This window comes from Rhizobium sp. K33 (assembly GCF_056501445.1).
Map to the genome: position 1 here is coordinate 3,128,156 of NZ_CP096478.1, position 25,142 is coordinate 3,153,297.

At 62.2% G+C, this 25,142-nt stretch carries 21 protein-coding genes; 15 read left to right on the forward strand and 6 right to left on the reverse strand.

The genetic code is table 11. The features are described from left to right. The first annotated feature begins 2 nt into the window (after positions 1-2). The 7 genes from M1E12_RS15275 to M1E12_RS15305 all read left to right on the forward strand — a co-directional run bounded on the left by M1E12_RS15275 (position 3) and on the right by M1E12_RS15305 (position 7,406). Positions 3-1,283, forward strand: a complete 1,281-nt coding sequence (locus tag M1E12_RS15275; protein ID WP_479562404.1) for an ABC transporter substrate-binding protein — start codon at positions 3-5, stop codon at positions 1,281-1,283. Positions 1,284-1,350: 67 nt separating this feature from the next. After that, complete coding sequence (locus M1E12_RS15280; protein WP_479562405.1) at positions 1,351-2,070, forward strand: ABC transporter ATP-binding protein; 720 nt, start codon at positions 1,351-1,353, stop codon at positions 2,068-2,070. 2 nt (positions 2,071-2,072) lie between these two features. Next, on the forward strand, positions 2,073-2,792 hold the full coding sequence (locus tag M1E12_RS15285; RefSeq protein WP_479562406.1) for an ABC transporter ATP-binding protein: 720 nt from the start codon (positions 2,073-2,075) through the stop codon (positions 2,790-2,792). Continuing rightward, the gene (locus M1E12_RS15290; protein ID WP_136537827.1) at positions 2,779-3,642 is read left to right on the forward strand and encodes a branched-chain amino acid ABC transporter permease; all 864 of its coding nucleotides are present in this window, start codon (positions 2,779-2,781) and stop codon (positions 3,640-3,642) included. Before M1E12_RS15285 ends, M1E12_RS15290 begins: the two co-directional genes overlap by 14 nt. 7 nt (positions 3,643-3,649) lie before the next feature. Beyond that, entirely contained in the window at positions 3,650-4,765 is a 1,116-nt protein-coding gene (locus tag M1E12_RS15295; RefSeq protein ID WP_479562407.1) for a branched-chain amino acid ABC transporter permease, read from the forward strand. Next, on the forward strand, positions 4,758-6,512 hold the full coding sequence (locus M1E12_RS15300; protein ID WP_479562408.1) for an FAD-dependent oxidoreductase: 1,755 nt from the start codon (positions 4,758-4,760) through the stop codon (positions 6,510-6,512). The genes M1E12_RS15295 and M1E12_RS15300 overlap by 8 nt, the downstream gene beginning before the upstream one ends. Positions 6,513-6,521: 9 nt before the next feature. Then, complete coding sequence (locus M1E12_RS15305) at positions 6,522-7,406, forward strand: intradiol ring-cleavage dioxygenase (protein ID WP_479562409.1); 885 nt, start codon at positions 6,522-6,524, stop codon at positions 7,404-7,406. A gap of 3 nt (positions 7,407-7,409) precedes the next feature. On the opposite strand, the gene M1E12_RS15310 is transcribed toward M1E12_RS15305, so the two are convergent. Beyond that, complete coding sequence (locus tag M1E12_RS15310) at positions 7,410-8,057, reverse strand: TetR/AcrR family transcriptional regulator (RefSeq protein ID WP_479562410.1); 648 nt, start codon at positions 8,055-8,057, stop codon at positions 7,410-7,412. 93 nt (positions 8,058-8,150) lie between these two features. On the opposite strand from M1E12_RS15310, the gene M1E12_RS15315 reads away from it, so the two are divergent. From M1E12_RS15315 to M1E12_RS15325, 3 genes are read left to right on the forward strand one after another with little or no spacing between them, the layout of a single operon-like run. After that, entirely contained in the window at positions 8,151-9,230 is a 1,080-nt protein-coding gene (locus M1E12_RS15315) for an efflux RND transporter periplasmic adaptor subunit (RefSeq protein WP_479562411.1), read from the forward strand. Next, complete coding sequence (locus tag M1E12_RS15320) at positions 9,227-10,312, forward strand: efflux RND transporter periplasmic adaptor subunit (protein ID WP_479562412.1); 1,086 nt, start codon at positions 9,227-9,229, stop codon at positions 10,310-10,312. The genes M1E12_RS15315 and M1E12_RS15320 overlap by 4 nt, the downstream gene beginning before the upstream one ends. Continuing rightward, positions 10,309-13,356, forward strand: a complete 3,048-nt coding sequence (locus M1E12_RS15325) for an efflux RND transporter permease subunit (RefSeq protein ID WP_479562413.1) — start codon at positions 10,309-10,311, stop codon at positions 13,354-13,356. The genes M1E12_RS15320 and M1E12_RS15325 overlap by 4 nt, the downstream gene beginning before the upstream one ends. 226 nt (positions 13,357-13,582) lie before the next feature. Here M1E12_RS15325 and M1E12_RS15330 read toward each other — a convergent pair whose 3' ends face one another. The 5 genes from M1E12_RS15330 to M1E12_RS15350 form a co-directional block, all read right to left on the reverse strand. Beyond that, entirely contained in the window at positions 13,583-14,389 is an 807-nt protein-coding gene (locus M1E12_RS15330; protein ID WP_479564894.1) for a FadR/GntR family transcriptional regulator, read from the reverse strand. Positions 14,390-14,404: 15 nt separating this feature from the next. Continuing rightward, positions 14,405-15,202, reverse strand: a complete 798-nt coding sequence (locus M1E12_RS15335; protein ID WP_479562414.1) for an ATP-binding cassette domain-containing protein — start codon at positions 15,200-15,202, stop codon at positions 14,405-14,407. Continuing rightward, positions 15,199-16,998: a dipeptide/oligopeptide/nickel ABC transporter permease/ATP-binding protein gene (locus M1E12_RS15340; protein ID WP_479562415.1), complete on the reverse strand. Its 1,800-nt coding sequence runs from the start codon at positions 16,996-16,998 to the stop codon at positions 15,199-15,201. Before M1E12_RS15340 ends, M1E12_RS15335 begins: the two co-directional genes overlap by 4 nt. After that, a complete protein-coding gene (locus tag M1E12_RS15345; RefSeq protein WP_479562416.1) occupies positions 16,995-17,942 on the reverse strand; it encodes an ABC transporter permease in 948 nt (315 codons plus the stop codon). The genes M1E12_RS15340 and M1E12_RS15345 overlap by 4 nt, the downstream gene beginning before the upstream one ends. 67 nt (positions 17,943-18,009) lie before the next feature. Further along, positions 18,010-19,575 (reverse strand): ABC transporter substrate-binding protein, encoded by a 1,566-nt coding sequence (locus M1E12_RS15350; protein ID WP_479562417.1) that lies wholly within the window; start codon positions 19,573-19,575, stop codon positions 18,010-18,012. Between the two features lie 439 nt (positions 19,576-20,014). Here M1E12_RS15350 and M1E12_RS15355 point away from each other — a divergent pair, with 439 nt between their 5' ends. From M1E12_RS15355 to M1E12_RS15375, 5 genes are read left to right on the forward strand one after another with little or no spacing between them, the layout of a single operon-like run. Beyond that, positions 20,015-21,091: a transporter substrate-binding protein gene (locus M1E12_RS15355; protein ID WP_136537814.1), complete on the forward strand. Its 1,077-nt coding sequence runs from the start codon at positions 20,015-20,017 to the stop codon at positions 21,089-21,091. Continuing rightward, positions 21,088-21,699 (forward strand): ANTAR domain-containing response regulator, encoded by a 612-nt coding sequence (locus tag M1E12_RS15360; RefSeq protein WP_136537813.1) that lies wholly within the window; start codon positions 21,088-21,090, stop codon positions 21,697-21,699. Before M1E12_RS15355 ends, M1E12_RS15360 begins: the two co-directional genes overlap by 4 nt. Then, positions 21,674-22,573, forward strand: a complete 900-nt coding sequence (locus tag M1E12_RS15365; protein ID WP_136537812.1) for an ABC transporter permease — start codon at positions 21,674-21,676, stop codon at positions 22,571-22,573. The genes M1E12_RS15360 and M1E12_RS15365 overlap by 26 nt, the downstream gene beginning before the upstream one ends. Then, entirely contained in the window at positions 22,573-23,493 is a 921-nt protein-coding gene (locus M1E12_RS15370) for an ABC transporter permease (protein ID WP_479562418.1), read from the forward strand. Before M1E12_RS15365 ends, M1E12_RS15370 begins: the two co-directional genes overlap by 1 nt. Before the next feature lie 26 nt (positions 23,494-23,519). Then, complete coding sequence (locus M1E12_RS15375; protein WP_479562419.1) at positions 23,520-25,136, forward strand: ABC transporter substrate-binding protein; 1,617 nt, start codon at positions 23,520-23,522, stop codon at positions 25,134-25,136. The last annotated feature ends 6 nt before the right edge of the window (positions 25,137-25,142 follow it).

Below are 25,142 nucleotides of genomic sequence, written 5' to 3' on the forward strand. Positions count from 1 at the left end.
ACATGATTACGCGACGGAAATTCCTGCAGACGACGGCAGCCGGCGGTGCCGTGCTGGCAACCTCGGGCCTTGCGGCCCCTGCGATTGCGCAGTCAGCGGCAGTCAAGCTCGGCTATGTCAGCCCGCAAACAGGACCGCTTGCGGCCTTCGGCGAAGCCGACAAATTCGTCATCGACAGCTTCCTCGCCACGACGAAGAAGATGGGCCTGAACTACGAGGTCGTGGTCAAGGACAGCCAGTCCAACCCGAACCGTGCCGCCGAAGTCGCCAAGGAACTGATCGTCGACGACGAAATCAACCTGATGCTCGTCTCCTCGACACCGGAAACCACCAATCCGGTCTCCACAACCTGCGAAGCCGAGCAGATCCCCTGCCTGTCCACGGTCGCTCCCTGGCAGCCCTGGTTCATCGGCCAGCAGGGTAATCCCGGCGACCCGGCCAGCTGGAAGCCGTTCAACTACGCCTACCACTTCTTCTGGGGTCTCGAGGACATCATTGCCGTCTTCACCGGCATGTGGGGCCAAGTCGAGACCAACAAGAAGGTCGGGGGTCTCTTCCCGAACGACGGCGACGGCAATGCCTGGGGCGACAAGGTCGTCGGATTCCCGCCGGTGCTCGAAAAGCTCGGTTACGGCCTGACTGACACCGGCCGCTATCAGAACCTGACGGATGATTTCTCCGCCCAGATCAACGCCTTCAAGCAGGCCGAAACCGAAATCCTGACCGGTGTGATGATCCCGCCTGACCTCACGACCTTCTGGAACCAGGCCAAGCAGCAGGGCCTCAAACCCAAGATCGCCTCGATCGGCAAGGCGCTGCTTTTCCCGCAGACCGTGGAAGCCCTGGGTGACGCCGGCCACAATCTCTCGACCGAAGTCTGGTGGACGCCGTCTCATCCCTTCAAGTCCTCGCTGACAGGCGAGACAGCTGCCGATGTGGCAACGGCCTTCACCACAGCGACCGGTCGCCCCTGGACACAGCCGATCGGCTTTGCCCATGCGCTGTTCGAACTCGCCGTCGACGTGATGAAACGGGCGGAAGACGTGACGGACGGCGATGCGGTAGCCAAGGCCATCGGCGAAACCAAGCTGGACACGCTGGTCGGCCCGATCGCCTGGAACAACGCCAACCTGCCGCCCTTCGCCCAGAAGAACGTCGCCAAGACCCCGCTCGTCGGCGGCCAGTGGCGCCTGAAATCCGGCGGCGGTTACGACCTCGTCGTCGTCGAGAACGGCCAGGCACCGAACATCCCGCTTGGCGGCAAGATGGAAGCGCTCAGCTGAACCCTGTGAACCCATGGCAGCGGCGTCCCGATCGTCGGGGCGACGCGAGCCTGACGGAGGAGTGTCCATGCCGATCCTGGAACTGAATGGAGTGTCGAAATCCTTCGGGGCCCTCGTGGTCGCCGAGGACATCTCCTTTTCCGTCGAACCCGGCGAGGCGCTTGGCGTCATCGGACCGAACGGCGCCGGCAAATCGACACTGTTCAACCTGATCACCGGCAACCTCTCGGTCGCCAAAGGCACGGTTCATTTCGATGGTCGTGACGTGACGAATGTCCCGCCGATGCAGCGCTGCTTTGCCGGCATGGGCCGCACCTTCCAGATCCCGCAGCCTTTCGAGCGGCTGACGGTCTATGAAAACCTGCTTGTTGCCGGCGCCTTCGGCAGTGAAAGCAGCGAAGCCGAGGTGTCCGATTTCTGCGCCGAAATTCTCGTCGAGACCGGCCTGATCGCCAAGGCCAACCGCCCCGCCGGCAGCCTGACGCTGCTCGAGCGCAAGCGGCTGGAACTCGCCCGGGCTCTTGCCACCCGGCCCAAGCTTTTGTTGCTTGACGAGATCGCCGGCGGGCTGACCGAAGGCGAGTGCCGGCAACTCGTTGCCACGATCAAGCGCGTCCACCAGCGCGGCATGGCGATCATCTGGATCGAGCACGTGTTGCATGCCTTGAACGCCGTCGCCGAGAATATCCTCGTCCTGAACTTCGGACGGGTCATCGGCCATGGCGATCCGCAGACCATCATGAATTCGCGCGAGGTGCGCGAAATCTATCTGGGCATGGAGGTCTGACTGTGAGCCTCATCGAAACAAAGAACCTCACCGCCTTCTACGGCGACTTTCAGGCCCTGTTCGGCGTCGATCTCGTCCTCAACCCCGGCGAGACGATTGCCGTGATCGGCGCCAATGGCGCGGGCAAGTCGACACTAATGCGATCCATTGCGGGCGTGTTGCGCAACCAACCGGATGCGATCCGCCACAAGAACGAACCGATCGGCGCGCTCGCCGCCCCCGACGTCATGGCCCGCGGCATTGCGCTGGTGCCGGAAGGCCGCCGGCTTTTCCCCTCGCTGACGGTCGAGGAAAACCTGCTCGTCGGTCGCCACGGCCGAAAGGTAAGCGGTCCCTGGTCGCTCGAAACGGTCTATGAGCTTTTCCCGATCCTGAGGGAGCGCCGTCGCAATCCCTCGACGGCCCTGTCCGGTGGGCAGCAGCAGATGGTTGCCATCGGCCGGGCGCTGATGTCGAATCCCGAAGTGCTGCTCTGCGACGAGTTGAGCCTCGGCCTTGCCCCCGTCGTCATCAAGGACATCTACGCTGCCTTCCCACGCATCCGGGAGACGGGTGCCGCCATCGTCATCGTCGAGCAGGATATCGCCCAAGCGCTGCAGGTTGCAGACCGCGTCTATTGCATGATGGAAGGTCGGGTCACGCTCGAAGGGCGCCCGGCAGAGCTCGACCGCGCCGACATCCACGCGGCCTATTTCGGAGCGGAGCCCCATGAACTGGCTTGATACCATTCTCCAGGGCATCCTGCTCGGCGGGCTCTACGCCCTCTTCGCCGCCGGCCTGTCGCTCGTTTTCGGCATCATGCGGCTGGTCAATCTCGCCCATGGCGACCTCATCGTCTTTGCCGCCTTCCTCATCCTGCTGCTCGTGTCGACGCTCGGGCTCAATCCATTCCTGGCGGCCCTGATCGCCGGTCCGCTGATGTTCGCGATCGGCTACCTGCTGCAATATCACCTGCTGAACCGCACACTCGGCAAGGACATCCTGCCGCCGCTGCTCGTCACCTTCGGCCTGTCGATCGTCATCCAGAACGGCTTACTCGAAGCCTTTACCGCGGACAGCCAGCGCATCCCGGCTGGCGCCCTGGAGCAGGCATCGCTCTCGCTCGGTGGCATCAATGCCGGCGTCATGCCGCTGCTGACCTTCACCTCAGCGATCCTGGTCATCGTCGGTCTCAACCAGCTGATCTACAAGACGGCGCTGGGCCGTGCCTTCCGCGCAACTTCCGACGACGTGGTGACGGCCGGCCTGATGGGCATCCGCCCGAACCAGATCTTTGCCATCGCAACAGGCCTTGCCATGGTGATCGTCACGATCGCCGCGCTTTATCTCGGCACCCGCGCCAATTTCGATCCGACCGCCGGTCCGGCACGCCTGATCTACGCCTTCGAAGCCGTTATCATCGGAGGCCTCGGCTCACTCTGGGGCACGCTTGCCGGGGGCATCATTCTGGGTGTCGCACAAACGTTCGGAGCCGCTATCAACCCGGAATGGCAGATCCTCTCGGGCCATATCGCCTTCCTGCTGGTCCTGCTGTTCCGCCCGCGGGGTCTCTTCCCGCGCGCTGTCGATTGAGGTGACGATGACCCCGAACCGAGACATCCTGTCGAACGTCATGCGCCCGACGCCTTCCTGGCGGGTCGAAACCCGCACCCGCCTCTCCACGCTGTTTTCAATCGCAGCCATCCTCTTCGTGCTGCTCCTGGCAGCCGCCCCCTTCGTCGTCTCGCGCGGCGTGGTGCAGGACCTCTTCTTTATCCTGACCATGCTGGCGCTCGCCCAAAGCTGGAACCTGCTTGCCGGCTACGCCGGGCTGATTTCCGTCGGCCAGCAGCTCTTCGTCGGCTGCGGTGCCTATGCCCTCTTCGGCTTCGTCATCCTTCTCGGCCTCGACCCGATCCTGGCCATACCGCTGGCCGGCCTCTTCGCAGTGCTGGTCTCGATACCGACGGCGTTCTTTGCCTTCCGCCTCTACGGTCCGTATTTTGCCATCGGCACCTGGGTCATCGCCGAAGTGGGCCGGCTGCTCTTTGCCCAGTGGAAGGCGCTTGGCGGCGGCACTGGTACGTCGCTCCCGCGCGAGGCAACGCGCGACATGTTCGGCGTCGCCCTGCTTGAAGACTGGTTCGGCATGCGGGCCGCAGCCGCAGCCGACGCCGTCGCCTTCTGGCTAGCATTGGTGGTTCTCGTCCTGACCATCGGCTTTGTCTATCGCCTGCTACGCTCCAAGCAGGGCTTGGGCCTTGCTGCCGTCCGCGACAACGAGACGGCCGCCCGTGCTCTCGGAGTCGATGCCCTCCGACTGAAGCTCGTGATCTACCTCTCGACCGCCTTCATCACCGGCATCGTCGGCGCGATCATCTATCTGCAGAAGGCCCGTATCTCACCCGATGCCGCCTTCTCGCTGACCGACTGGACGGCCTATGTGCTGTTCATCGTCATCATCGGCGGCATCGGCACCATCGAAGGGCCGATCGTCGGCGTCATCATCTTCTTCCTGATGCAGAATGCGCTGTCGAGCTATGGGTCCTGGTACCTGCTGCTGCTCGGGGCGATTGCCATTATCACCATGCTGTTTGCGCCGCGCGGGATCTGGGGCCTGATCACCGACCGCACCGGCATCGAACTCTTTCCGGTCCGCCGCACCTTGAGGGGCGGACCGCTCGAACAAACGACAAAGGGAGGGCCACATGGCTGACATCACAACCGACGTCCTGATCATCGGCACCGGGCCGGCCGGCTCGGCAACCGCCGCATTGCTTGCGAGCTACGGCCTCGAGCCCATGGTCATCAACCGCTATCGCTGGCTCGCCAACACGCCGCGCGCCCACATCACCAACCAGCGCACGATGGAGGTGCTGCGCGATCTCGGCCGCGACGTCGAGGACGAGGCCTATATGTTCGCGACCGAACAGGACCTGATGGGCCAGAACGTCTTCTGCACGGCGGTCGCCGGCGAAGAAATCGGCCGCATGCAGAGCTGGGGCAACCATCCGCTCTCGCGCGCCGAACACCTCCTGTCCTCGCCCGGCCGGATGAACGACCTGCCACAGACCTATATGGAGCCCCTGCTCTTCAAGACGGCCTGTTCGCGTGGCGCGCAGGCGCGCATGTCGACGGAATATGTGAGCCATGTGCAGGATGCCGACGGCGTCACCACCACTTGCCTTGACCGCCTGACCGGCAAGCAATTCACCGTGCGGTCGAAATTCCTGGTCGGCGCCGACGGCGGCAACTCCAAGGTGGCCGAACATGCCGGCCTCTCCTTCGAAGGCAAGATGGGCGTCGCCGGTTCGATGAACATCCTCTTCGAATGCGACCTCTCGCGCTACGTCGCCCACCGCCCCTCGGTGCTCTACTGGGTGCTGCAGCCGGGTGCGGATGTCGGCGGCATCGGCATGGGACTGGTGCGCATGGTCCGGCCGTGGAACGAGTGGCTGATCGTCTGGGGCTACGACATCAACCAGCCGGCACCCGCCGTCGATGATGCCTTCGCGACCAAGGTCGTGCGCGATCTCGTCGGCGTCCAGGACCTGCAGCCGAAGATCAAGTCGGTCTCGACCTGGACCGTCAACAACATGTACGCGACCACGATGTCGAACGGCCGCGTCTTCTGCATGGGCGACGCCACCCACCGCCATCCGCCATCCAACGGCCTGGGATCCAACACCTCGATCCAGGATGCATTTAATCTTGCCTGGAAGCTCGCCGCCGTTATCAGAGGCCAGGCCGGCATGGGCCTGCTCGAAAGCTACCAGGCCGAACGCGCACCGGTCGCCAAGCAGATCGTCACCCGCGCCAACAAGTCGATCGAGGAATTCGGCCCGATTTTCAAGGCGCTCGGCCTGCTCGACTCCGTCGATCCGGTGAAGATGCAGGAGAATATGGACGCCCGCTGCAACGACACGGACGATGCGGAAAAACAGCGTGAGGCGATCCGCCAGGCGATTGCCCACAAGGTCTACGAGTTCGACGCCCATGGCGTTGAGATGAATCAGCGCTACAAGTCCGGCGCGATCGTCACCGACGGGCAGCCGGAACCGGCCTTCGAGAAGGATGCCGAACTGCACTACCAGCCGACCACCTGGCCCGGCGCCCGCCTGCCGCATGTCTGGCTTTTCGGGCCGGAAGGCGAAAAGGTCTCCAGCCTTGATCTGACCGGCCATGGCGTCTTCACTGTTCTCACCGGCATCGGCGGCGATGGCTGGGTGGCGGCCGCGAAGTCTCTGTCGAAGGAGTTTGGCCTGCCGATCACGGTTCACAAGATCGGCCCCCGCCAGACCTGGCAGGACTTTTCCGGCGATTGGGCCCGCGCCCGCGAGATCCGCGATTCTGGCGCGCTTCTTGTGCGCCCTGACCACCACGTCGCCTGGCGCGCGGAAGCCGCCGTCAAGGACCCCGAAAGCGAGCTGCGGCGCGTCCTGAAAACCATTCTGGACCGGTGAGGAGCGATCATGGAAGCGCACGAGAAGGGCTATTTCACCGAGGAGACCTCCGTTGAGGTCGTGACCGGCCGCAACGCCAATGCCAAGGACGAACGTCTCAAGCAGGTGATGGAGGTGATCACCCGCAAGCTGCACGAGGCGGTCAAGGAACTGGAGCCGACCCAGGATGAATGGATGGAGGCGATCCTATTCCTCACCCGCACAGGCCAGATGTGCAACGAATGGCGGCAGGAGTTCATCCTGCTGTCAGACGTGCTCGGCGTCTCGATGCTCGTCGATGCGGTCAACAACCGCAAACCCTCGGGCGCCTCGGAAAGCACGGTGCTCGGCCCCTTCCATGTGGCCGACGCTCCCGAGCTGCCGATGGGCGCCAATATCTGCCTGGATTCTAAGGGCGAGGACATGGTCATCGAAGGCCGCATCCTCGACACCGAGGGCAAGCCAATCACCGATGCCGTGATCGATGTCTGGCAGGCCAATGACGAGGGCTTTTACGATGTGCAGCAGAAGGGCATTCAGCCCGATTTCAACCTGCGCGGCGTCTTCCGCACCGGACCGGACGGGCATTATTGGTTCCGGGCGGTGAAGCCGAAATTCTACCCGATCCCCGATGACGGCCCGGTCGGCCAACTGCTCGGCAAGCTCGGTCGCCACCCCTACCGTCCGGCACATCTGCACTACATCATCAAGGCAGAGGGATACGAAACGCTCGTGACGCATATCTTCGACCCCGATGATCCCTACATCCATTCCGATGCGGTCTTCGGCGTCAAGGAAAGCCTGCTTGCCAAGTTCGATCGTCGCAAGGATGCAAAGCGCGCCGCGGACTACGGCTTCACGGAAGAATTCTGGGAAGTGAAGCACGATTTCGTGCTGGTGCGCAGCCAGGCTTGATCATCAAGCCTGGTCCGTTCCACCTTCAGGCTTCGATCGCGACAGGCTGTTGAACACCAAGTCGAGATGGGCTTCCATGTAAGCCTCCAGATCCACGCGGCGCTTGCTGTCGTGGATCAGCGAGTCCATCATCAGGGACAGGATGGGCGAAACGACGATATCGGCGTTCGCCGCCGGGGCCTTGCGAAACTCGCCAGCCGCGATCCCCTCATCGAGAATGAGCTGTGTACGCTGAATGAGCGGCTCTATGACCTCTGCAAAATGCGCATCGATCACGTCTCGGAACCGACTCCCCTCGGCGATCACGAAGCGGAGCAGTTCGCGGCACCGCCTGTCCTGAGCAACGCGGTGATACGCGAGCATGAGCAGGGACCGCAGGCGCTGTTCATGTGAACCCTTCAGCTCCCCAGACTCTTTCAAGAGATCTTCGAGCGGCACGGAGATGTGCCGGATCATGGCGGCGAACAAGTCCTCCTTCGTTGGGAAGTAGACATAGATGGTCCCTTTCGTGACCCCGATCCGGTCCGCGATGTCCTCGACACGTGCGGCGCTGAAACCGTTCGCAACAAATTCGTCAAAGGCTGCATCTAGGATCTGGATCGGCCGCAGCGCTTTCTGCTCGGCTCTGGTGAGTTTGCGCGCATTCGTCATTCAAACACCCTCATCGGAATAGTCAAAATTCAATTCATTGACTTTCTAGTCATTCAATGATAGCGCTTCGGCTCCTTAGTTCAAGAGGCGATCATGCACCGGCTCAATTCCCTGCTCCTTGTGACCTGCTGCTGCACGGCCCTCGCCGCGTGTGCTCCCGCAGATGAGGCCACCCAGAAGGCTCCTCGGCTTGTCGAGACGGTAACGGTCGCGACAGAGCCATGGTCCGAAACGGTTTCCAGCACCGGTGAGATCCAGGCCCGTGTGCAATCCGAGCTGTCGTTCCGGGTCAGCGGCCGGATCACGGAGCGCCTGGCGGATGTGGGCGATCGGGTGGAAGCGGGGCAGGTTCTTGCGCGCATCGACGCAGAAGAACAGCAGGCCGACGTCCAGGTGGCTCAGGCCACCTTGCAATCGGCAGAGGCACAGCAGACGCAGGCGCAGCAGGCGCTCGACCGCCAGAACAGCCTCTTCACCACGGGCGTCAGCACACAGGCCGCCCTGGACGAGGCGCGCGAAGCGCTGTTGCGGGCGAATGCAACGGTTGCTTCCGCGCAAGCTCAACTGGATACGGCACGCGACACGCTGGCACAGACAGAGCTGAAAGCCGACGCCGACGGCATCATCACCGCGCGCAACGCTGAAGTAGGGCAAGTCGCACAGGCTGCCCAGGTGGTCTTCACGCTGGCCCAGGACGGGCCGCGCGACGCCGTCTTCAACATCGACGAATCCCTGCTTCTCGGCATGGGCCGGGAGTTCGAGCCGAAGGTCGAGATCGTGCCCTTGAGCGGTGGCACGCCCATGGCTGGCACGCTTCGAGAAGTCTCTCCGACGATCGACAGGAGCACAGGCACCATAAGGATCAAGTTCGCGGTTGAAGAAGGAGCGACCCCTGGCCTTGGAAGCCCGGTGATTGCCATCGCTCGTTACAAGCCGGAGCCGACGATCAGACTGCCCTGGTCTGCCATCACTTCAGACGGCGGCCAACCCGCCCTCTGGGTAGTCGACCCGCAGAGCGCAAAGGTCTCGCTCCGCCCGATCGAGGTTCAAACCTATGGCAGCGGATACTTTGCCGTGCGCTCTGGCGTGACGCCGGGAGAGGTTGTCGTGACCAACGGCACCAAGTTCATCAGCGAGGGCGAAGTCGTGGCACTGAAGGAAGCCGGTCAATGAAAACACTAGCCAAGCTCGCCATACTCCTTCTCGCCGGCACCACCCTTGCGGCATGCCAGGAGGAAGAAAACAGCCCGCAACTGCCACCCCGTCCGGTGCTCTCTCTTGTCGCCCAGCCCGAGCCCTCCTTGAGCCTTTCTCTTTCAGGCACGGTGGAGGCACGCGTCGAGACCGAATTTGGTTTCCGCATTCTCGGACGGATTGTCGCGCGCAATGTCCACACCGGCGATCTGGTCAAGAAGGGTGATGTTCTCGCAGCGCTGGATCCGCTCGCCCTCGAGCTGGCCGTCAAGAGCGCGCAGTCCGACCTCGCCAACAGCGAGGCGCAGCTTGCGAACGCCATCACCACCGAGCAGCGCCAGAAGACCCTCTTCGAAAGACAGTCGGGCGCGAAAGCCGCCTATGAGACTGCGGAACTGGAGCGCAAGACGGCTGAGGCCGCCGTCGCCAAGGCGAAGGCCAATCTCAGCAAGGCACAGGAACAGTTGGGATATTCCCGCCTCGTCGCAGAGTTCGACGGCGTGGTCACCTCGACGTCAGCAGAAATCGGCCAGGTGGTTGCGGCAGGTCAGGCGATCGCCACTGTGGCTCGTCCGGAAGTGCGCGACGCCGTTATCGACGTTCCCGAAGCAATCGGCGCAAACCTGAAACCCGGTGCCCCGTTCGAGGTTGCCTTGCAACTTGATCCGACGGTGCGCGCACAGGCGATTGTCCGCGAAATCGCTCCGCAGGCCGATGCGATCACGCGCACCTATCGCACGAAACTGGCACTGATCGATCCGCCGGAGGTCATGCGGCTTGGTTCCGTCATCACTGCCACCAGCAGCGATCGCAGCACACCCGTCATTCGCCTGCCTGGCTCGGCAATCAAGACCGGCGAGGGAGGCACCCTCGTCTGGATTGTCGATGAGACCTCAAGCACGGTCACCTCGCGCACCGTGACCATCGACGGAGACCCGTCGTCCGGCGGCAGCGTCGCCGTCATTTCGGGCGTCGAAGCCGGTGATCGCGTCGTCACCGCAGGCGTCAACAGTCTTGAAGAAGGCCAGACCATCCGCGTCGATCAGGAGATGACCAAGTGAAATCCTTCAACCTCTCGGATTGGGCGCTCGAACACCGTTCTCTCGTCTGGTACTTCATGCTGATCTTCGTGGTGGCAGGGACCCTGTCCTACATTAATCTCGGCCGCGAGGAAGATCCCGCGTTTACGATCAAGACCATGATCATCAACGCCCAGTGGCCCGGCGCCTCCGCTGAGGAGGTGACGCTGCAGGTGACGGACCGCATCGAGAAAAAGCTGCAGGAACTGGACGCTCTCGACTATACGCGCAGCGTCACCAAGGCCGGCCAGACCACCATTTTTGTCGAGCTTCTGTCCTCGACGAAGGCCAGCCAGGTCACGGACAATTGGGTGCGTGTCCGCAACATGGTGAACGACATCAAGGGCGAACTCCCGAGCGGTGTCCTCGGCCCCTTCTTCAACGACAACTTCGGCGACGTCTACGGCAACATCTATGCCTTCACCTCGGACGGCCTGAGCCAGCGGCAGATGCGCGACCTCGTGGAAGACGCGAGAGCCAAGCTCCTGACCGTGCCGAATGTCGGCAAGATTGACGTCATCGGGGCGCAGGATGAGGTGATCTACCTGGAGTTTTCGACCCGGAAGATCGCAGCGCTTGGCATCGATCAGCAATCCATTTTGGAGACGCTGCAGGCACAGAATGCGGTGACGCAGTCCGGCGTGGTCGAGGCTGGAGCCGAGCGCATCGCGCTGCGCGTCAGCGGCCAGTTCACCTCTGAGGAAAGCCTGAAGTCGATCAATCTGAGCGTCAACGACCGCTTCTTCCCGCTCACCGATATCGCGACCATCAAGCGCGGTTATGTCGACCCGCCGTCATCCCTCTTCCGGTTCAAGGGCAAACCGGCAATCGGTCTCGCCATAGGCATGAAAACGGGCGCAAACCTGCTGACTTTCGGAGAACAGCTCGACGCCGAACTCGACCGTGTGGTCGCGGACCTGCCGATCGGCGTGACCGTGGAGCGCGTGTCGGATCAGCCCGCTGTCGTCGAAGAAGCGGTCTCCGGCTTCACCAAAGCCCTCTTCGAGGCGATCGTGATTGTTCTCGCGATCAGCTTCATAAGCCTGGGCGTTCGCGCGGGATTGGTGGTTGCGATCTCCATTCCGCTGGTGCTCGCGATTACCTTCGTCTTCATGGAATATACCGGCATATCCCTGCAGCGCATCTCGCTTGGCGCCCTGATCATTGCGCTCGGCCTCCTGGTCGACGACGCCATGATCGCGGTCGAAATGATGGTCTCGCGGCTGGAAGCGGGAGATACGCTCCGCAGTGCTGCCACGCACGTCTACACCTCCACGGCCTTTCCGATGCTGACGGGCACCCTGGTCACGGTCGCCGGCTTCATTCCCATCGGTCTGAACAACAGCGCCGCCGGTGAATTCACCTTCACCCTGTTCGTGGTAATCGCTGTCTCGCTGATCGTCTCCTGGGTGGTTGCCGTGCTGTTCACGCCACTGCTCGGCGTGACGATCCTGCCGAAAACCATGAAGTCCCACCACGAGACCAAGGGACGGTTTGCCACGATCTTCGCCTCGCTGCTCGGCCTTGCCATGCGCTGGCGCTGGGTCACGATCGTCGCCACGGTCGCGGTCTTTGCCATGTCTGTGGGTGGATTGGGTCTTGTCCAGCAGCAATTCTTCCCGGCATCGGACCGCGTCGAACTGATCGTCGACTGGGAACTTCCGCAAAACAGCACGATTGCCGAAACCAACCGGCAGATCTCGCAATTCGAGCAGGACAAGCTGGTCGGCAATCCCGACATCGATCACTGGTCGACCTATGTCGGCGAGGGAGCACCGCGCTTCATCCTCTCCTATGACGTCTCCACCCCTGCCACCTGGATGGGTCAGGTCGTCATCGTCACCAAGGATCTCGAAGCGAGAAACCGGCTGCGCGCCGATCTGCAGGACTACCTGTCGAAGACATTTCCCGGCACCGACGCCTTTGTGAAGCTGCTCGACATCGGTCCTCCGGTCGGCAAGCCCGTGCAGTACCGCGTCTCGGGACCCGACATCCAGACGGTTCGCAAGCTCGCACGCGAGTTCGGCGGCGTCATCGGCAGCCATCCCCTGCTTAGCAACATGACCTTTGACTGGAACGAACCATCGCGCGTCGTGAAGGTTGACGTCCTCCAGGACAAGGCACGGCAGCTGGGCATTTCCTCCAGCGATATCGCAACCGGCCTCAACGGGATCGTAGAGGGTTCGACGGCAACCAAGGTCAGGGACGACATCTACCTCGTCGACGTCATCGGCCGCGCGCAGGATTCCGAACGGGGCGCCATCGAAACCTTGAAGAACCTGCAGCTCCCCAGCGCCAGCGGGAATTCCGTGCCGCTGTCGGCGGTTGCGAAGTTCCGCTATGAAGTCGAACAGCCGATGATTGCCCGCCGCGATCGGATCCCCACCATCACCGTGAAAGCGGCCGTGATCGGATCCACCCAGCCGGCAACCATCGTCGAGGACCTGAAGCCCGAGGTGGAGGCCTTCACGAAGACTATGCCGGTCGGCTATACGGTGGAAATCGGTGGTTCGGTCGAGTCGAGTGCCGAATCTCAAGGCCCGATCGTTGCGGTGGCGCCACTGATGCTCTTTGCCATGGCTACCATCCTAATGATCCAGCTTCAGAGCTTCAGCCGACTGTTCCTCGTCTTCGCGGTCGCTCCGCTGGCCTTGATCGGCGTCGTGGCCGCGCTGCTGCTCAGCAACGCGCCAATGGGCTTCGTCGCCATCCTGGGGATCCTCGCGCTGGTCGGCATCCTGATCCGAAACTCGGTCATCCTGGTCGTCCAGATCGAACAGCTGAGAAGCGAAGGAATGTCGCCCTGGCGCGCCGTCGTCGAAGCAACCGAGCACCGCATGCGTCCGATCATGCTGACTGCTGCCGCGGCCACACTGGCGCTCATCCCGATCTCTCGCGAGGTCTTCTGGGGCCCGATGGCCTACGCCATGATGGGCGGCATCGTGGTCGGCACCGTCCTCACCCTGCTCTTCCTGCCAGCCCTCTACGTGGCCTGGTTCAGGATCCCGCGCGAGGAGGAGGCATAACCGAGCTGCGTGTTGCCGCCCTCTACCCCTTCAACCCCGTCGCAGCAATGCTGGAGATGAAGGCGCGCTGCAGGAAGAGGTAGAAGACGAGCACCGGGACCGTGATGATCGACAGATAGGCCATCACTTCGCCCCAGGCGACGTTGAGCTGGATGAAATACTGAAGGAAAGCAGGATCGGCGCGAGGAAGATGTCGTCCTAATTGAGAAAATTAGTAAGCTAAGACTTACGCCTTCTCTGAAGCCTCAGACAGCCGCTCAGACTGCAGTCGCTCCGCACACTGGAGCATGTAGGCCTCGGCAAAAGCCATGTGATCGGCAGCGATCGCGCGCGCGTTATCCGCCCGCCCGTCCTTCAGCGCAGCCATCAGCCGGTACTGATAGGACAAGCCCTCTTCCCGCGAGCCGGGCGAAGGGTCTGCATAGATCTGCCGCGCAAGAGGCAATTCGCGCAGGAGATTGTGCATCAACCCACAGAGAAACCCGAGCAGAGGGTTGGGGCTGAACTGCGCAAGCAGGGAATGGAAGTCGAGCTCCGCGACACGCTGGCGATACTGCTCTTCCCGGTCGATCGGAGGATGATCGTAGATCCGGATAGTCCGTTCGAGCAGCGCGAGCTGTTCTGCTGAAACGTGTCCGGCAAGGAGTGCTGCCACCTCAGGCTCCAGCGCCTTGCGAATGGCGTAGATATCGGAAAGGGTCGGCGGGCTGAAGAAGAAGTGGGTCGAGAGGAGCTCCATCGCATGTTGCGCGGACGGCGCTGCAACGAAAGCTCCGCCGCCCGGACCGCTGCGCGTGAAGATGAGGCCCTGCGTTTCCAGCGCCTTCATGGCTTCGCGCACGGTCCCCTTGGCCGCCTTGAAACGATCGATCAACTCCCGCTCCTGTGGCAGGCGATCACCGGGCGCGAGCTTCTGTGATCGGATGAAATCCTTCATCAGATCGGCGATGGCTTCGGGGCGCCGCTTGGGCTTGCCGGCCGGCGTGAAAAGGCGCTTGCCGTCCTCGGCCCGTTTATCCGCCTTTTCGCTCATGTCGGTCATCGTCGGTCAGTCTCTCCGGATGCGAGGAGCACTCGCTACAAGCTGCCGTGTATAATCATGTTCAGGATCGGCAAAAAGCCTCGCCGCGGGTGCCGTCTCGACGATTTCACCCAAATGCATGACGGCAACCCGGTCGGAGATTGCCTCGACCACGGCGAGGTCGTGACTGATGAAGAGATAGGACAGGCCGAAGCGCTGCTTCAGATCGCTCAGAAGCAGCAAGACCTGCGCCTGAACGCCGACATCGAGCGCGCTGACCGGCTCGTCGAATACGAGGATTTCCGCCTCTGCCGCCAATGCCCGCGCAATGGCGATCCGCTGTGCCTGACCGCCGGAAAACTCGTGCGGATACCGTGACAGCGTGTTTTCCGGCATCTGCACGGCATCGAGAAGCTCCCGCATCCGCGCGCGTCGCCTGGAGTCTTCATAGCCACAAAGAAGCTTGAGCGGCGTCTCCAGGATGTTGCCGATTGTCTTGCGTGGATTGAGGGAGGCGACCGGATCCTGGAAGACATACTGGATCGTCTTGCCGAAAGCGCGCGGCCCCTCCCGACGCAGCGCGTCTGCATCCTTGCCACCGATCAGCATGCTGCCCGACGTTGGCGTCTCGAGCCCGACGAGCATGCGCGCAAGCGTGCTCTTGCCCGACCCACTCTCACCGACAACCGCAAGCGTTTCCCCGCGTGCGAGATCGAGCGAAACCGATTTGACCGCCTTGATCTCGTGGCGCTCTTTGCCGAACAGGCTTCGCCCGCCACCGAAAGATTTGGTCAGTTCGCGGACCTGGAGTGCATGACCTGTCATGACACCTCCGTTTTCTGTCGAGGAAAGAGTTTGGCGACCCGGTCGAGGAACGCCACGCCTGTGCCAAGCTCGGGTACGCAGGCGATCAGGCGCTTGGTGTAATCGTGCTGAGGCTTGGCGAGCACCGCGCGTGTCTCCCCCGTCTCGACGATTTGCCCATCCTTCATGACCGCCACGCGGTCGCAGATCTCCGAGACCACACCAAAGTCATGGGTGATGAAGAGAAGGGCCATCCCGCGTTCACGTTGCAGATCCCGCAGGAGCTCAAGAATGCGGGCCTGGACGGTGACGTCGAGTGCCGTCGTCGGTTCATCTGCGATGATGACGTCAGGATCGTTGGCAAGCGCCATGGCGATCCCGATGCGCTGCCGCTGACCGCCGGACAGCTGGTGTGGGTAATGCTTCGCCCGTTCCCTGGGATCCGGTATTCCCACCTTCTCCAGGAGTGCGATCGCCTTTTCGTGGCGTTCGGACGCCCCGAGCGACTGGTGCGCAGCGATCGCCTCTTCGACCTGCCGCCCCACGGGATACATCGGATGCAGAGTTGTCAGCGGATCCTGGAAGACATAGGCAACGCGGCTGCCGCGCAGGGAGATCAACCGTGTTTGCGGGATCGAAAGAACGTCTTCGTCACCGACATAGATCGCCCCGTTGCGAATGACGCCGGGTGGCGAGGCGACCAGTCCCATGACGGACAGAGCCGTGACACTCTTGCCAGATCCGCTCTCGCCGATCAGACCGAGACACTCGCCTCGCTTCACATGGAGAGAGACCCCGTTCACGGCAGGAGAGATCTCAGAACCGTTGCGGAAAACTGTCTCCAAGCCTTCGATGCAAAGGACCGCATCGCTCTGCGAGCGAGCCGGGATCGAGCGATCGGCTGCGACTTCCGTCACGGGTCCGGGACGCGCGAGCGCGCCGGAACGGAGCCGCGGATCGAGGATGTCGCGAATGCCGTCGCCCAGCACGTTCAGGCTGATGACGATGAGGAAAATCATCACGCCAGGCACGATCGAGACATGCGGTGCGGTGAAGAGCTGCGCCCTGCCCTCGCCCAGCATCGACCCGAGATCGGCCTGCGGCGGCTGTGCGCCGAGGCCGAGAAAGCTCAAGCCCGCCGTCTCCAGGATCATCCAGCCGGCCGTTGTCGACATGGTGATGACGATGACGGGCGCAACATTCGGCAGCACCTCGGTGAACATCACAGAAAGGTGCCCCTTGCCGGAGAGGCGCGCCGCGTCGACGAATTCCCGATGGGCGTAGCCGAGCGTCACGCCGCGCACGTTACGTGCAAAGAAGGGGATGTTGACGATGGCGATCGCATAAAGCGCGTTCATCAGGCCCGGACCCAAAGCGGCGACGATCGCCAGCGCAAGCAGGATGTATGGAAATGCCATCAACATATCGATGCCGCGCATGATGGCATTGTCGGTGCGCCCGCCGACATAGCCGGCGACGATGCCGATGGCGGACCCGAGAAGCGCCGCGATGAGCGTCGCCGTGAAGCCGACCGTCACTGAGAGGCGCGTCCCCCAGAGGAGCCGGCTCAAGATGTCGCGTCCAAGCTGGTCCGTGCCCAACAGATGGCCGGCACTGAAGACCGGCTTCAGTCTGTCCGCCGGCGCAGTGGCATCAGGGTCCGGCAAGGGCAGGACCGGGACGAGCAGGATCAGAACGGCGATCAGACCGATCAGCAGGAGACCTGCTGCCGCTAAGCGATTGTTGAGAAGAAGGCGCCAGGAGGTGATCCGACCGGAAGCGGCGGAAGGCGCGGATGTCTCTGAAACTGGAGTCACGTGCGTATCCTTGGGTCGAGCATGGATTGCAGCACATCGGCCACGAGGTTGAAGAGCACGTAGCTTGTCGCGACCACGAGGACGCCGCCTTGGACGAGCAGGATGTCACGGCTGGCAATTGCCTTGACCAGCATGGCGCCGATTCCGGGCCACTGGAACACCGTCTCGATGTAGACGGCGCCCCCGAGCACGAAGCCGGATTGGATGCCGATAACAGGGATGATGCTGACCAGAGCAGCCCGGAAGGCATGGCCATAGATCACCCGCCGTTCGGCGAGGCCCTTGGCGCGGGCCGTGCGCACATAGTCCTGCCGAAGAACCTCCAGCATGGCGGCCCGTGTCAGTCGCGCGATGACCCCGGCGGCAACGACGGCAAGCGTCACGGCCGGAAGGATGAGATGCAGGAGAAGATCCTGAAGATCGCCGCCACCATAGACGGCATACATGCCGGAGGCAGGCAGCATGCGCCAATGGACGGCAAAGAGGTAGATCAGCAGGAGCCCGAGCCAAAACGAGGGCATCGAGATGCCAGCCAGCACGAAGAAGGTGATTGCCCGATCCGCCCAGCCGAACTGCCTGACAGCCGATACCACTCCGGCAATGAGGCCGATGACAGTGCAGAGAACGAGTGCGACACCGGCAAGAACCAGTGTCGCCCCGAAGCGCTCGAGCACTTCGTCCAGCACGGGACGGTTCAAGGCATAGGACCTGCCGAAGTCACCCTGCAGGACATTGCTCATCCAGATCAGGTATTGCTGGACCAGCGGTTTGTCGAGCCCGAGCTCCCGGTTTATGCGCTCGACATTATCCGGCGTCGCATAGGCGCCAAGAATGGCTGTCGCCGTATCGCCGGGGATCAGCGCCATCACCAGAAAAACGATGATGGAGAGCCCGAAGAGCACGGGCACGAGTGCTGCCAGGCGTTTGAGGATATACCCCGCCACATTCACCTCCGAAAGGTATTTGGCCGGCGCAGACGACCTTGGGTCATCTGCACCGGCACTAGGAGGATTACTGCTTGGTCACGCCATGCAGGTTGAGGAGGAAGGACGGCTGCAGCTTGAAGCCCTGGACCGCCGCAGTCGTCACCGCATTCTGCTTCCAGTTGGCAACGAAGAGCCAGGGAGCATCATCATGGACGATCTCCTGAACCTGGGCGTAAAGCTTGCCGCGTTCGGCCTGGTCCGTGGAGGTGCGGGCTTTCTCCAGCAGAGCATCGACTTCGGGGTTCGAATAGTAGCCCGAGTTGAAACCGCCCTGGTCCGGCATCGCGTCGCTGCGCAGCGTCAGATACGGCACGGTGTCGGGATCATTGGTCATCCAGGCCATCTCGGCCATGTCGGCCTGCCCGTCGAGGCCCTGATTGACCCGACCAAGGAAGGTATTCCACTCGTAGGTCTCGATCTTCACGTCGAAGCCAACAGCCTGGAGATCAGCTTGGATCGCCGCCCCCATAGTCACCGGGTCGAGCATGCCCGAGCCACCCTCGGTCACGTAGAAGGTGACCTCTGGCTTCTCGACGCCTGCTTCGGCAAGCAGTGCCTTGGCCTTTTCAGGATCATGGGCATAGGGAGAGACGGAGCTTTCCACCCAGTTGAAGGCCGGCGGAATGGGACCGGCCGCAACCGTCGCGGTGCCCTGCAGGACATTGTCGACGAGGGTCTGCTTGTTGACCGCGTAGTTGGCGGCCTGGCGAACACGCTTGTCGGCGAAGGGGCCACTCTTGGTGTTGAGAATGCCGAACCAGACATGCGGGCCTGCCCGTTCGGCCACGGTAAATGCGGCATCCTGCTTGAAGGTCGCAAGATTGTCCGGTGGCACCTCGACCATCACGTCGATCCCGCCGGCCATCATTTCCGCCACGCGCGTATTGGCATCGGTGATCGGGCGAAACACGACAGCCTCAAGACCGGCAGCCCCTCCCCAGTAATCCGGGTTCGCCTCGATCACGACCCGCTGGTTCGACTGCCACTCGACGAACTTGAAGGGACCGGTGCCCGAGGGATTGCGCCCATAGTTCTTGTCATGCTGCTCAACCGAGGCAGGGGAAACGATCAGACCCGTCGGATAGGCAAGGTTCGAAAGAAACGGGGCAAACGCCTCCTTCAGCTTGAATTCGACCGTGAGCGGATCAATCACGTTGACGGAGTCGACCGACGCGAAGTTGAACGACAGCGGGAAAGGACCCGTGTCGTAGAAGGGATGGTCTTCCTTCAGCATGCGGTCGAAATTGAACTTCACGGCTTCGGCGTTGAAGTCCGAGCCGTCGTGGAATTTCACGCCCTCGCGCAGCTTGAATGTGTAGGTCTTCCCGTTTTCGGAGATGTCCCAGCTTTCCGCCAGAGCCGGCTCAACCTCGAGCGTGCCATCCTTGAACCGCACCAGGCCGTCATAGATGTTGACGAGGATCCGGAAGTCGTTGGTCGCCGTGACCGTATGGGGATCGAGCGACTTGGGTTCGGCGATCTGCCCGACGACAAGCACATTGGGCGGCGTTTGCGCCGCAACCTGTCCTGCGCCTGCAAGGAGTGAAACGAGCCCGACAGCCGCGAGGGCATTCCGGAACAGCCTCTTCATGGGGAAGTCCTTTCGATTTGGCGTATCTCAAGGGACTATTTATAATGATAAATTACATACACGCAATGATTTATCATTATTCGATTTGCGTGATGGGAAATCTCAGGCGATAACGGGGACCGCGCGCCGATAGTTTTCAGGCGTTCGATCTCCTGCATGAAGGTTGAAATGCGAAGATGGGCCCCTCCTCGCTACAGAGAGCAACCCTGGAGATGCACGCTTCAAGTCACCCTGCACTCCGCTTAAGCAACGAATGCACAAATCTTGCGCAACAAGCAGGCGCAGAGGACTGATTTCATAAATTTATGGGTTCATCACGCAATTAAACTTCACAAGCACAGGCTTCATGGGTAGGCTGTGCGAAATATCTGGCATTTGGGCCCCGTTCTGATCGCGTCTTCCGGCGCGCATCGTGCGGGGCTTTTGCATTGGAGCTTCCATGAAGCGGATCATCAACATCGGCCTACTGCTCTCCCGGGGAGGCATGTATGCGGCACTTGCAGGCGCGAGCCGCAATGGCGTGCTGACAGGCGTGGCAGAGGTCAATGCCGACCCGGATCTCGACTTGTCGTTCCACGTCGTCGAACGGGATCCCGATGGTCGCCTTGACCGCTACGCGCCGCTCTGCCGGGAAATTCTGCGAGGCTCCCAGGCTCGGCACATCTTCGGCTGCATCACCTCGGCAAGCCGCAAGGAAGTCATCCCTGAGCTCGAGCGGTTCGACGGGGTTCTGTGGTATCCGGTGCCCTATGAGGGGTTCGAGGCGTCGGAACGCGTCGCCTACATGCACTCCTGCCCCAACCAGCATCTCCTGCCACTGCTCGACTGGGCGCTCCCGGCACTGGGCTCGCGCGCTTACCTCATCGGCTCCAACTACATCTGGGGCTGGGAGATGGCGCAGATCGCGCGAGAGAAGATCACCGCCGCGGGCGGACAGGTTCTTGCAGATCGCTATCTGCCGCTGGGCGATACCGAGCTCGACCATATCATCAACGATATCAGGACCTTGAGGCCGAGCTTCATATTGAACTCGCTGGTGGGCGACAGCGCCTATGCGTTTCTCGAGCGTTTGGCGCAGCTGAAGCAGGAACTGGGAGCCACAGAAGGCATGACCGTCCTCTCCTGCAACTTCACCGAATGCGAAATCGATGCAGCCGGCGACGCGGCCGACGGGCTGATCTCTGCAGGCCCCTGGTTCGAGCCGGACGGCGGCCTCGGCGGCTCGTTTCAGGAGATGGCCCGCCAGTCGGTGCATGAGCTCGCCTGGCTGCTGAATGGCCGGCCGGGCGCCGAAGAGCTCTCTCTGGCCGAACTGCTGCACTCCGCCGTTCGCGGTCGGCGCAAGACGCGGCTGGACCCGGTACACCTCCATGCAAGCCAGCCGACGATCATCGCTCAACTGAAGGACCGCCGTTTCCACCAGATCAAGACACTGCCGGAAATGCGCGCCGATCCCTATCTCACGCAACGGTCGCAGCCGGCGCGACCGGGATCCCGCCTGCAGGTGGTTTCATGACACGGATCAGGACGGAGAATCTCGGCGGAGCAACGGCGTGGGTCCTGCACAGGCCCCACCCCTCCGTGCAAGGCCTCGTCCGCCAGCTCGGCGTCATCGGGCTGGACGTGCACGAAGCCTGGCCGGAGCTGCCGGCCGAAACGATCGAAGCGGACTTCATCTTCTACGATGCCGACATGGGGCACGACGAACAGTTCCCCTGGGCGGCGGGCCAATCTCCGATGCCCATGATCGCCTTGATCGGCTCGGAAGCACCCGGTCGCCTGCGATGGGCCATGCAGATGGGGGCGCATGCTCAGCTTCTTAAACCGATGAGCGACAAGGGCGTCTATGCCGCCCTCCTCGTCGCCCGCAGCAATTTCGACCGCGCCAAGGCATCCGAGGCGCTTATTGCCGATCTGCAGACTCGCCTTTCGGCGCGCCAGACCATCGTGCGTGCAGTGATGATCTTCATCATGAAGGGCAAGACGGAGGCAGAGGCCTATGAGTTCCTCCGCCAGACCGCGATGGCCTGGCGGGTGACGATCGAAGTGGCCGCCGAACGGCTCGTGGCAAACTACTCGAACGAGAAGGGCACTGACGATGTCAGAAACATCGACCCCGCCTAATCCGATAATCCTGTCGGAAAGCGGACCTTCCGTCCTCCAGCAGATCGCCCGGCGCAAGCTGGCGGTCCTGGGACTGATCATCATCCTGATCTGTGTCGGCGGCGCACTCTTTGCCCGATGGCTGGCGCCCTTCGATCCTTACGAGCAGTTCTTTGACGGTCTGACTATCGAAGGCGCGCCGATGCCGCCCAATGCAACCTTCTGGTTCGGCACCGACCTTCTCGGACGCGACCTGTTCTCACGCGTTCTCTACGGCGCACAGACGTCGCTCATCATCGGTCTGGCGGCAAACGGCGCGGCCCTGCTGATTGGCACGCTGGTCGGCGTCACCGCAGGTTACTTCCGCGGGATCATTGGTGCTGTCCTCATGCGCTTCACCGACCTTATGATGGCGTTTCCCGCTCTTCTGCTGGCCATCTGCCTTGCCGCCATCTTCTCCCCCTCCCTTTGGATCGTTGCGATGGTCATCGCCTTCGTCAACTGGGTGCAGACGGCACGGGTGATCTTCACGGAGACTTCCTCCTTGGCCGAGCGGGACTATATCGCTGCAGAAAAGACGCTGGGCGCGGGCCATGGCCGCATTCTGTTCAGACACATCCTGCCGCATCTCGTCCCGACCCTGATCGTCTGGGGGACCCTCGGCATCTCGACGACCGTGCTGCTGGAGGCGACCCTGTCTTTCCTCGGCATCGGCGTACAACCGCCAATGCCGTCTTGGGGCAACATCATTTTCGAGAACCAGACCTACTTCCAGTCGGCGCCCTGGCTCGTCTTCATCCCCGGCGCAGCCATCCTCTTGCTGGCTCTCGCCTTCAACCTCGTCGGAGACGCCTTGCGCGACATCCTCGACCCGACACAACAGGGGCGTGACTGATGGCCGCTTACATTTTGAGACGACTGGTCCAATCGGCACTGATCCTGCTTGGCGTGTCCTTCATCACCTTCGTGCTGCTCTACGTCCTGCCGGCCGACCCGGTCCGTCAGATCGCCGGACGTTCGGCAACGGCCGCGACAGTCGAGAGTATCCGCCAGCAGCTCGGCCTCGATCAGCCGTTCATTGTCCAGTATGGCAATTACCTCTGGAACCTGGTCCAAGGCGATTTTGGGCGGTCCTACCTGCAGAAGACCGAGGTTGCCGAACTCCTCTTCTCCCGCCTGCCGGCGACCCTGCTTCTGCTGGTCGCAGCGATCGCCTGCGAACTGCTGATCGGCTTGCCGCTCGGCATCATTGCGGCGCTGAATCGCGGCAAGGCGATCGACAACGGCCTGATGCTGACGAGCTTCCTGACCGTCTCTGCCCCGCAATTCGTGGTCGCCCTGCTGCTGCTCTTCGTCTTCGCCGTAAAGCTCGGCTGGTTTCCGATCGGCGGCTACGGCACCTTCGCCCATCTAGTGCTCCCCGCGATCACGCTCGGGATTCTCGGCTCCGGCTGGTACTCCCGCATCATGCGCTCATCGATGATCGATGTCCTGCGGGCAGATTTCATCCGCACCGCCCGAGCCAAGGGCCTCGGGCGCAGCAAGGTCATTCTCAATCACGCTTTGCCCAATGCGATCCTGCCGATCATCGCCATGGTTGGCATCGACATCGGCATCTTCATGTCTGGCATCGTCGTGGTCGAGAGCGTGTTCGGCTGGCCGGGCATAGGCCAGCTGGCCTGGCAGGCCATCCAGCGCGTCGACATCCCGATCATCATGGGCGTCACGCTGGTCTCGGCCTGCGGCATCGTCCTTGGCAACCTGATTGCCGACCTGATTTCGCCCCTCATCGATCCTCGCATCAAACTACGCTGAAACCTCAACCCACAGGAGTAAGGCCTATGAAGAAGCTCATTCTTTCGACTGCCCTCGCAACGCTCATGGCTCTGCCAGCCTTCGCGCCGGTCCAGGCTCAGGAGCCGAAGCACGGCGGCAACATGGTGGTGACCTACAAGGACGATGTCGCGACTCTCGATCCGGCGATCGGCTATGACTGGCAGAACTGGTCGATGATCAAGTCGGTCTTCGACGGCCTGATGGACTACGAGCCCGGCACCACGACCCTGCGCCCGGGCCTCGCTGAAAGCTATGAAATCTCCGAGGACGGGCTGACCTACACCTTCAAGCTGCGCCCCGGCGTCAAGTTCCACAACGGCCGCGAACTGGTTGCCGATGACGTCGTCTACTCGATCAACCGCGTGGTAAACCCGGCCACGCAGTCGCCCGGCCAGGGCTTCTTCTCGATGATCGAAGGCTATGACGCAGCCGCAGAAGGCAAGGCCGAAACCGTTACCGGCGTGACTGCCCAGGATGCAGGCACCGTGGTGTTCAAGCTCTCGCGCCCGGACGCGACGTTCCTGCACATCATGGCGCTCAACTTCTCCTTCATCGTGCCGAAGGAAGCCGTTGAGGAAGCCGGAGCAGACTTCGGCAAGAAGCCGGTCGGCACCGGCGCCTTCAAGCTGACGGAATGGACACTCGGCCAGCGTCTCGTCTTCGAAAAGAACCCTGACTACTGGATCTCCGGCGTGCCTTACCTCGACAGCTTCACGGTTGAAGTCGGTCAGGAGCCGGTGGTTGCCCTGCTCCGCGCCCAGAACGGCGAAGTCGACGTGCCCGGCGACGGCATCCCGCCGGCGAAGTTCGTGGAAGTCATGCAGGACGAGGCGCAGAAGAGCCTCGTGGTCGAAGGCGGTCAGCTGCACACCGGCTATATCACGATGAACGTCACCAAGGCGCCGTTCGACAAGGTCGAAGTCCGCCGCGCCGTCAACATGGCGATCAACAAGGACCGCATCGTTCAGGTCATCAACGGTCGCGCTGTCCCGGCAACCCAGCCGCTTCCGCCGTCCATGCCCGGCTACACCAAGGACTATGCCGGCTACAAGTTCGATCAGGAAGGGGCCAAGAAGCTCCTGGCGGACGCCGGCTATGCAGACGGCTTCGACACCGAACTGTTCGTCATGAACACGGACCCGAACCCGCGCATCGCCCAGGCGATCCAGCAGGATCTGAAAGCGATCGGCATCAACGCCTCGATCAAGTCTCTTGCCCAGGCCAACGTGATCGAAGCCGGCGGTGCCGGCAACGCGCCGATGATCTGGTCCGGCGGCATGGCCTGGATTGCAGACTTCCCGGATCCGGCTAACTTCTACGGTCCGATCCTCGGCTGCAGCGGCGCTGGCGAAGGCGGCTGGAACTGGGCGAAGTATTGCAACGCCGATCTCGACAAGGCGGCCGCCGAGGCCGATTCCATCGTGGATCCGGCCAAGACGGACGAGCGTCTGGCAAAATGGTCCGACATCTACATGAAGGTGATGGAAGACGCTCCCTGGGCGCCGGTCTTCAACGAGCAGCGTTACACGATGAAGTCGGCCCGTATGGGCGGCGATGACGCTCTCTATGTCGATCCGGTCTCGATCCCGGTCAACTACGACTACGTCTTCATCAAGGAGTGATGCAGC

What these genes read in the sequence shown, in the direction of transcription:
- M1E12_RS15275 (WP_479562404.1), top strand. Translation starts at nt 3, where the DNA reads ATGATTACGCGACGGAAATTCCTGCAGACGACGGCAGCCGGCGGTGCC.
- M1E12_RS15280 (WP_479562405.1), top strand. Translation starts at nt 1,351, where the DNA reads ATGCCGATCCTGGAACTGAATGGAGTGTCGAAATCCTTCGGGGCCCTC.
- M1E12_RS15290 (WP_136537827.1), top strand. Translation starts at nt 2,779, where the DNA reads ATGAACTGGCTTGATACCATTCTCCAGGGCATCCTGCTCGGCGGGCTC.
- M1E12_RS15295 (WP_479562407.1), top strand. Translation starts at nt 3,650, where the DNA reads ATGACCCCGAACCGAGACATCCTGTCGAACGTCATGCGCCCGACGCCT.
- M1E12_RS15300 (WP_479562408.1), top strand. Translation starts at nt 4,758, where the DNA reads ATGGCTGACATCACAACCGACGTCCTGATCATCGGCACCGGGCCGGCC.
- M1E12_RS15305 (WP_479562409.1), top strand. Translation starts at nt 6,522, where the DNA reads ATGGAAGCGCACGAGAAGGGCTATTTCACCGAGGAGACCTCCGTTGAG.
- M1E12_RS15310 (WP_479562410.1), bottom strand. Translation starts at nt 8,057, where the DNA reads ATGACGAATGCGCGCAAACTCACCAGAGCCGAGCAGAAAGCGCTGCGG.
- M1E12_RS15315 (WP_479562411.1), top strand. Translation starts at nt 8,151, where the DNA reads ATGCACCGGCTCAATTCCCTGCTCCTTGTGACCTGCTGCTGCACGGCC.
- M1E12_RS15320 (WP_479562412.1), top strand. Translation starts at nt 9,227, where the DNA reads ATGAAAACACTAGCCAAGCTCGCCATACTCCTTCTCGCCGGCACCACC.
- M1E12_RS15330 (WP_479564894.1), bottom strand. Translation starts at nt 14,389, where the DNA reads ATGAGCGAAAAGGCGGATAAACGGGCCGAGGACGGCAAGCGCCTTTTC.
- M1E12_RS15335 (WP_479562414.1), bottom strand. Translation starts at nt 15,202, where the DNA reads ATGACAGGTCATGCACTCCAGGTCCGCGAACTGACCAAATCTTTCGGT.
- M1E12_RS15350 (WP_479562417.1), bottom strand. Translation starts at nt 19,575, where the DNA reads ATGAAGAGGCTGTTCCGGAATGCCCTCGCGGCTGTCGGGCTCGTTTCA.
- M1E12_RS15355 (WP_136537814.1), top strand. Translation starts at nt 20,015, where the DNA reads ATGAAGCGGATCATCAACATCGGCCTACTGCTCTCCCGGGGAGGCATG.
- M1E12_RS15360 (WP_136537813.1), top strand. Translation starts at nt 21,088, where the DNA reads ATGACACGGATCAGGACGGAGAATCTCGGCGGAGCAACGGCGTGGGTC.
- M1E12_RS15365 (WP_136537812.1), top strand. Translation starts at nt 21,674, where the DNA reads ATGTCAGAAACATCGACCCCGCCTAATCCGATAATCCTGTCGGAAAGC.
- M1E12_RS15370 (WP_479562418.1), top strand. Translation starts at nt 22,573, where the DNA reads ATGGCCGCTTACATTTTGAGACGACTGGTCCAATCGGCACTGATCCTG.
- M1E12_RS15375 (WP_479562419.1), top strand. Translation starts at nt 23,520, where the DNA reads ATGAAGAAGCTCATTCTTTCGACTGCCCTCGCAACGCTCATGGCTCTG.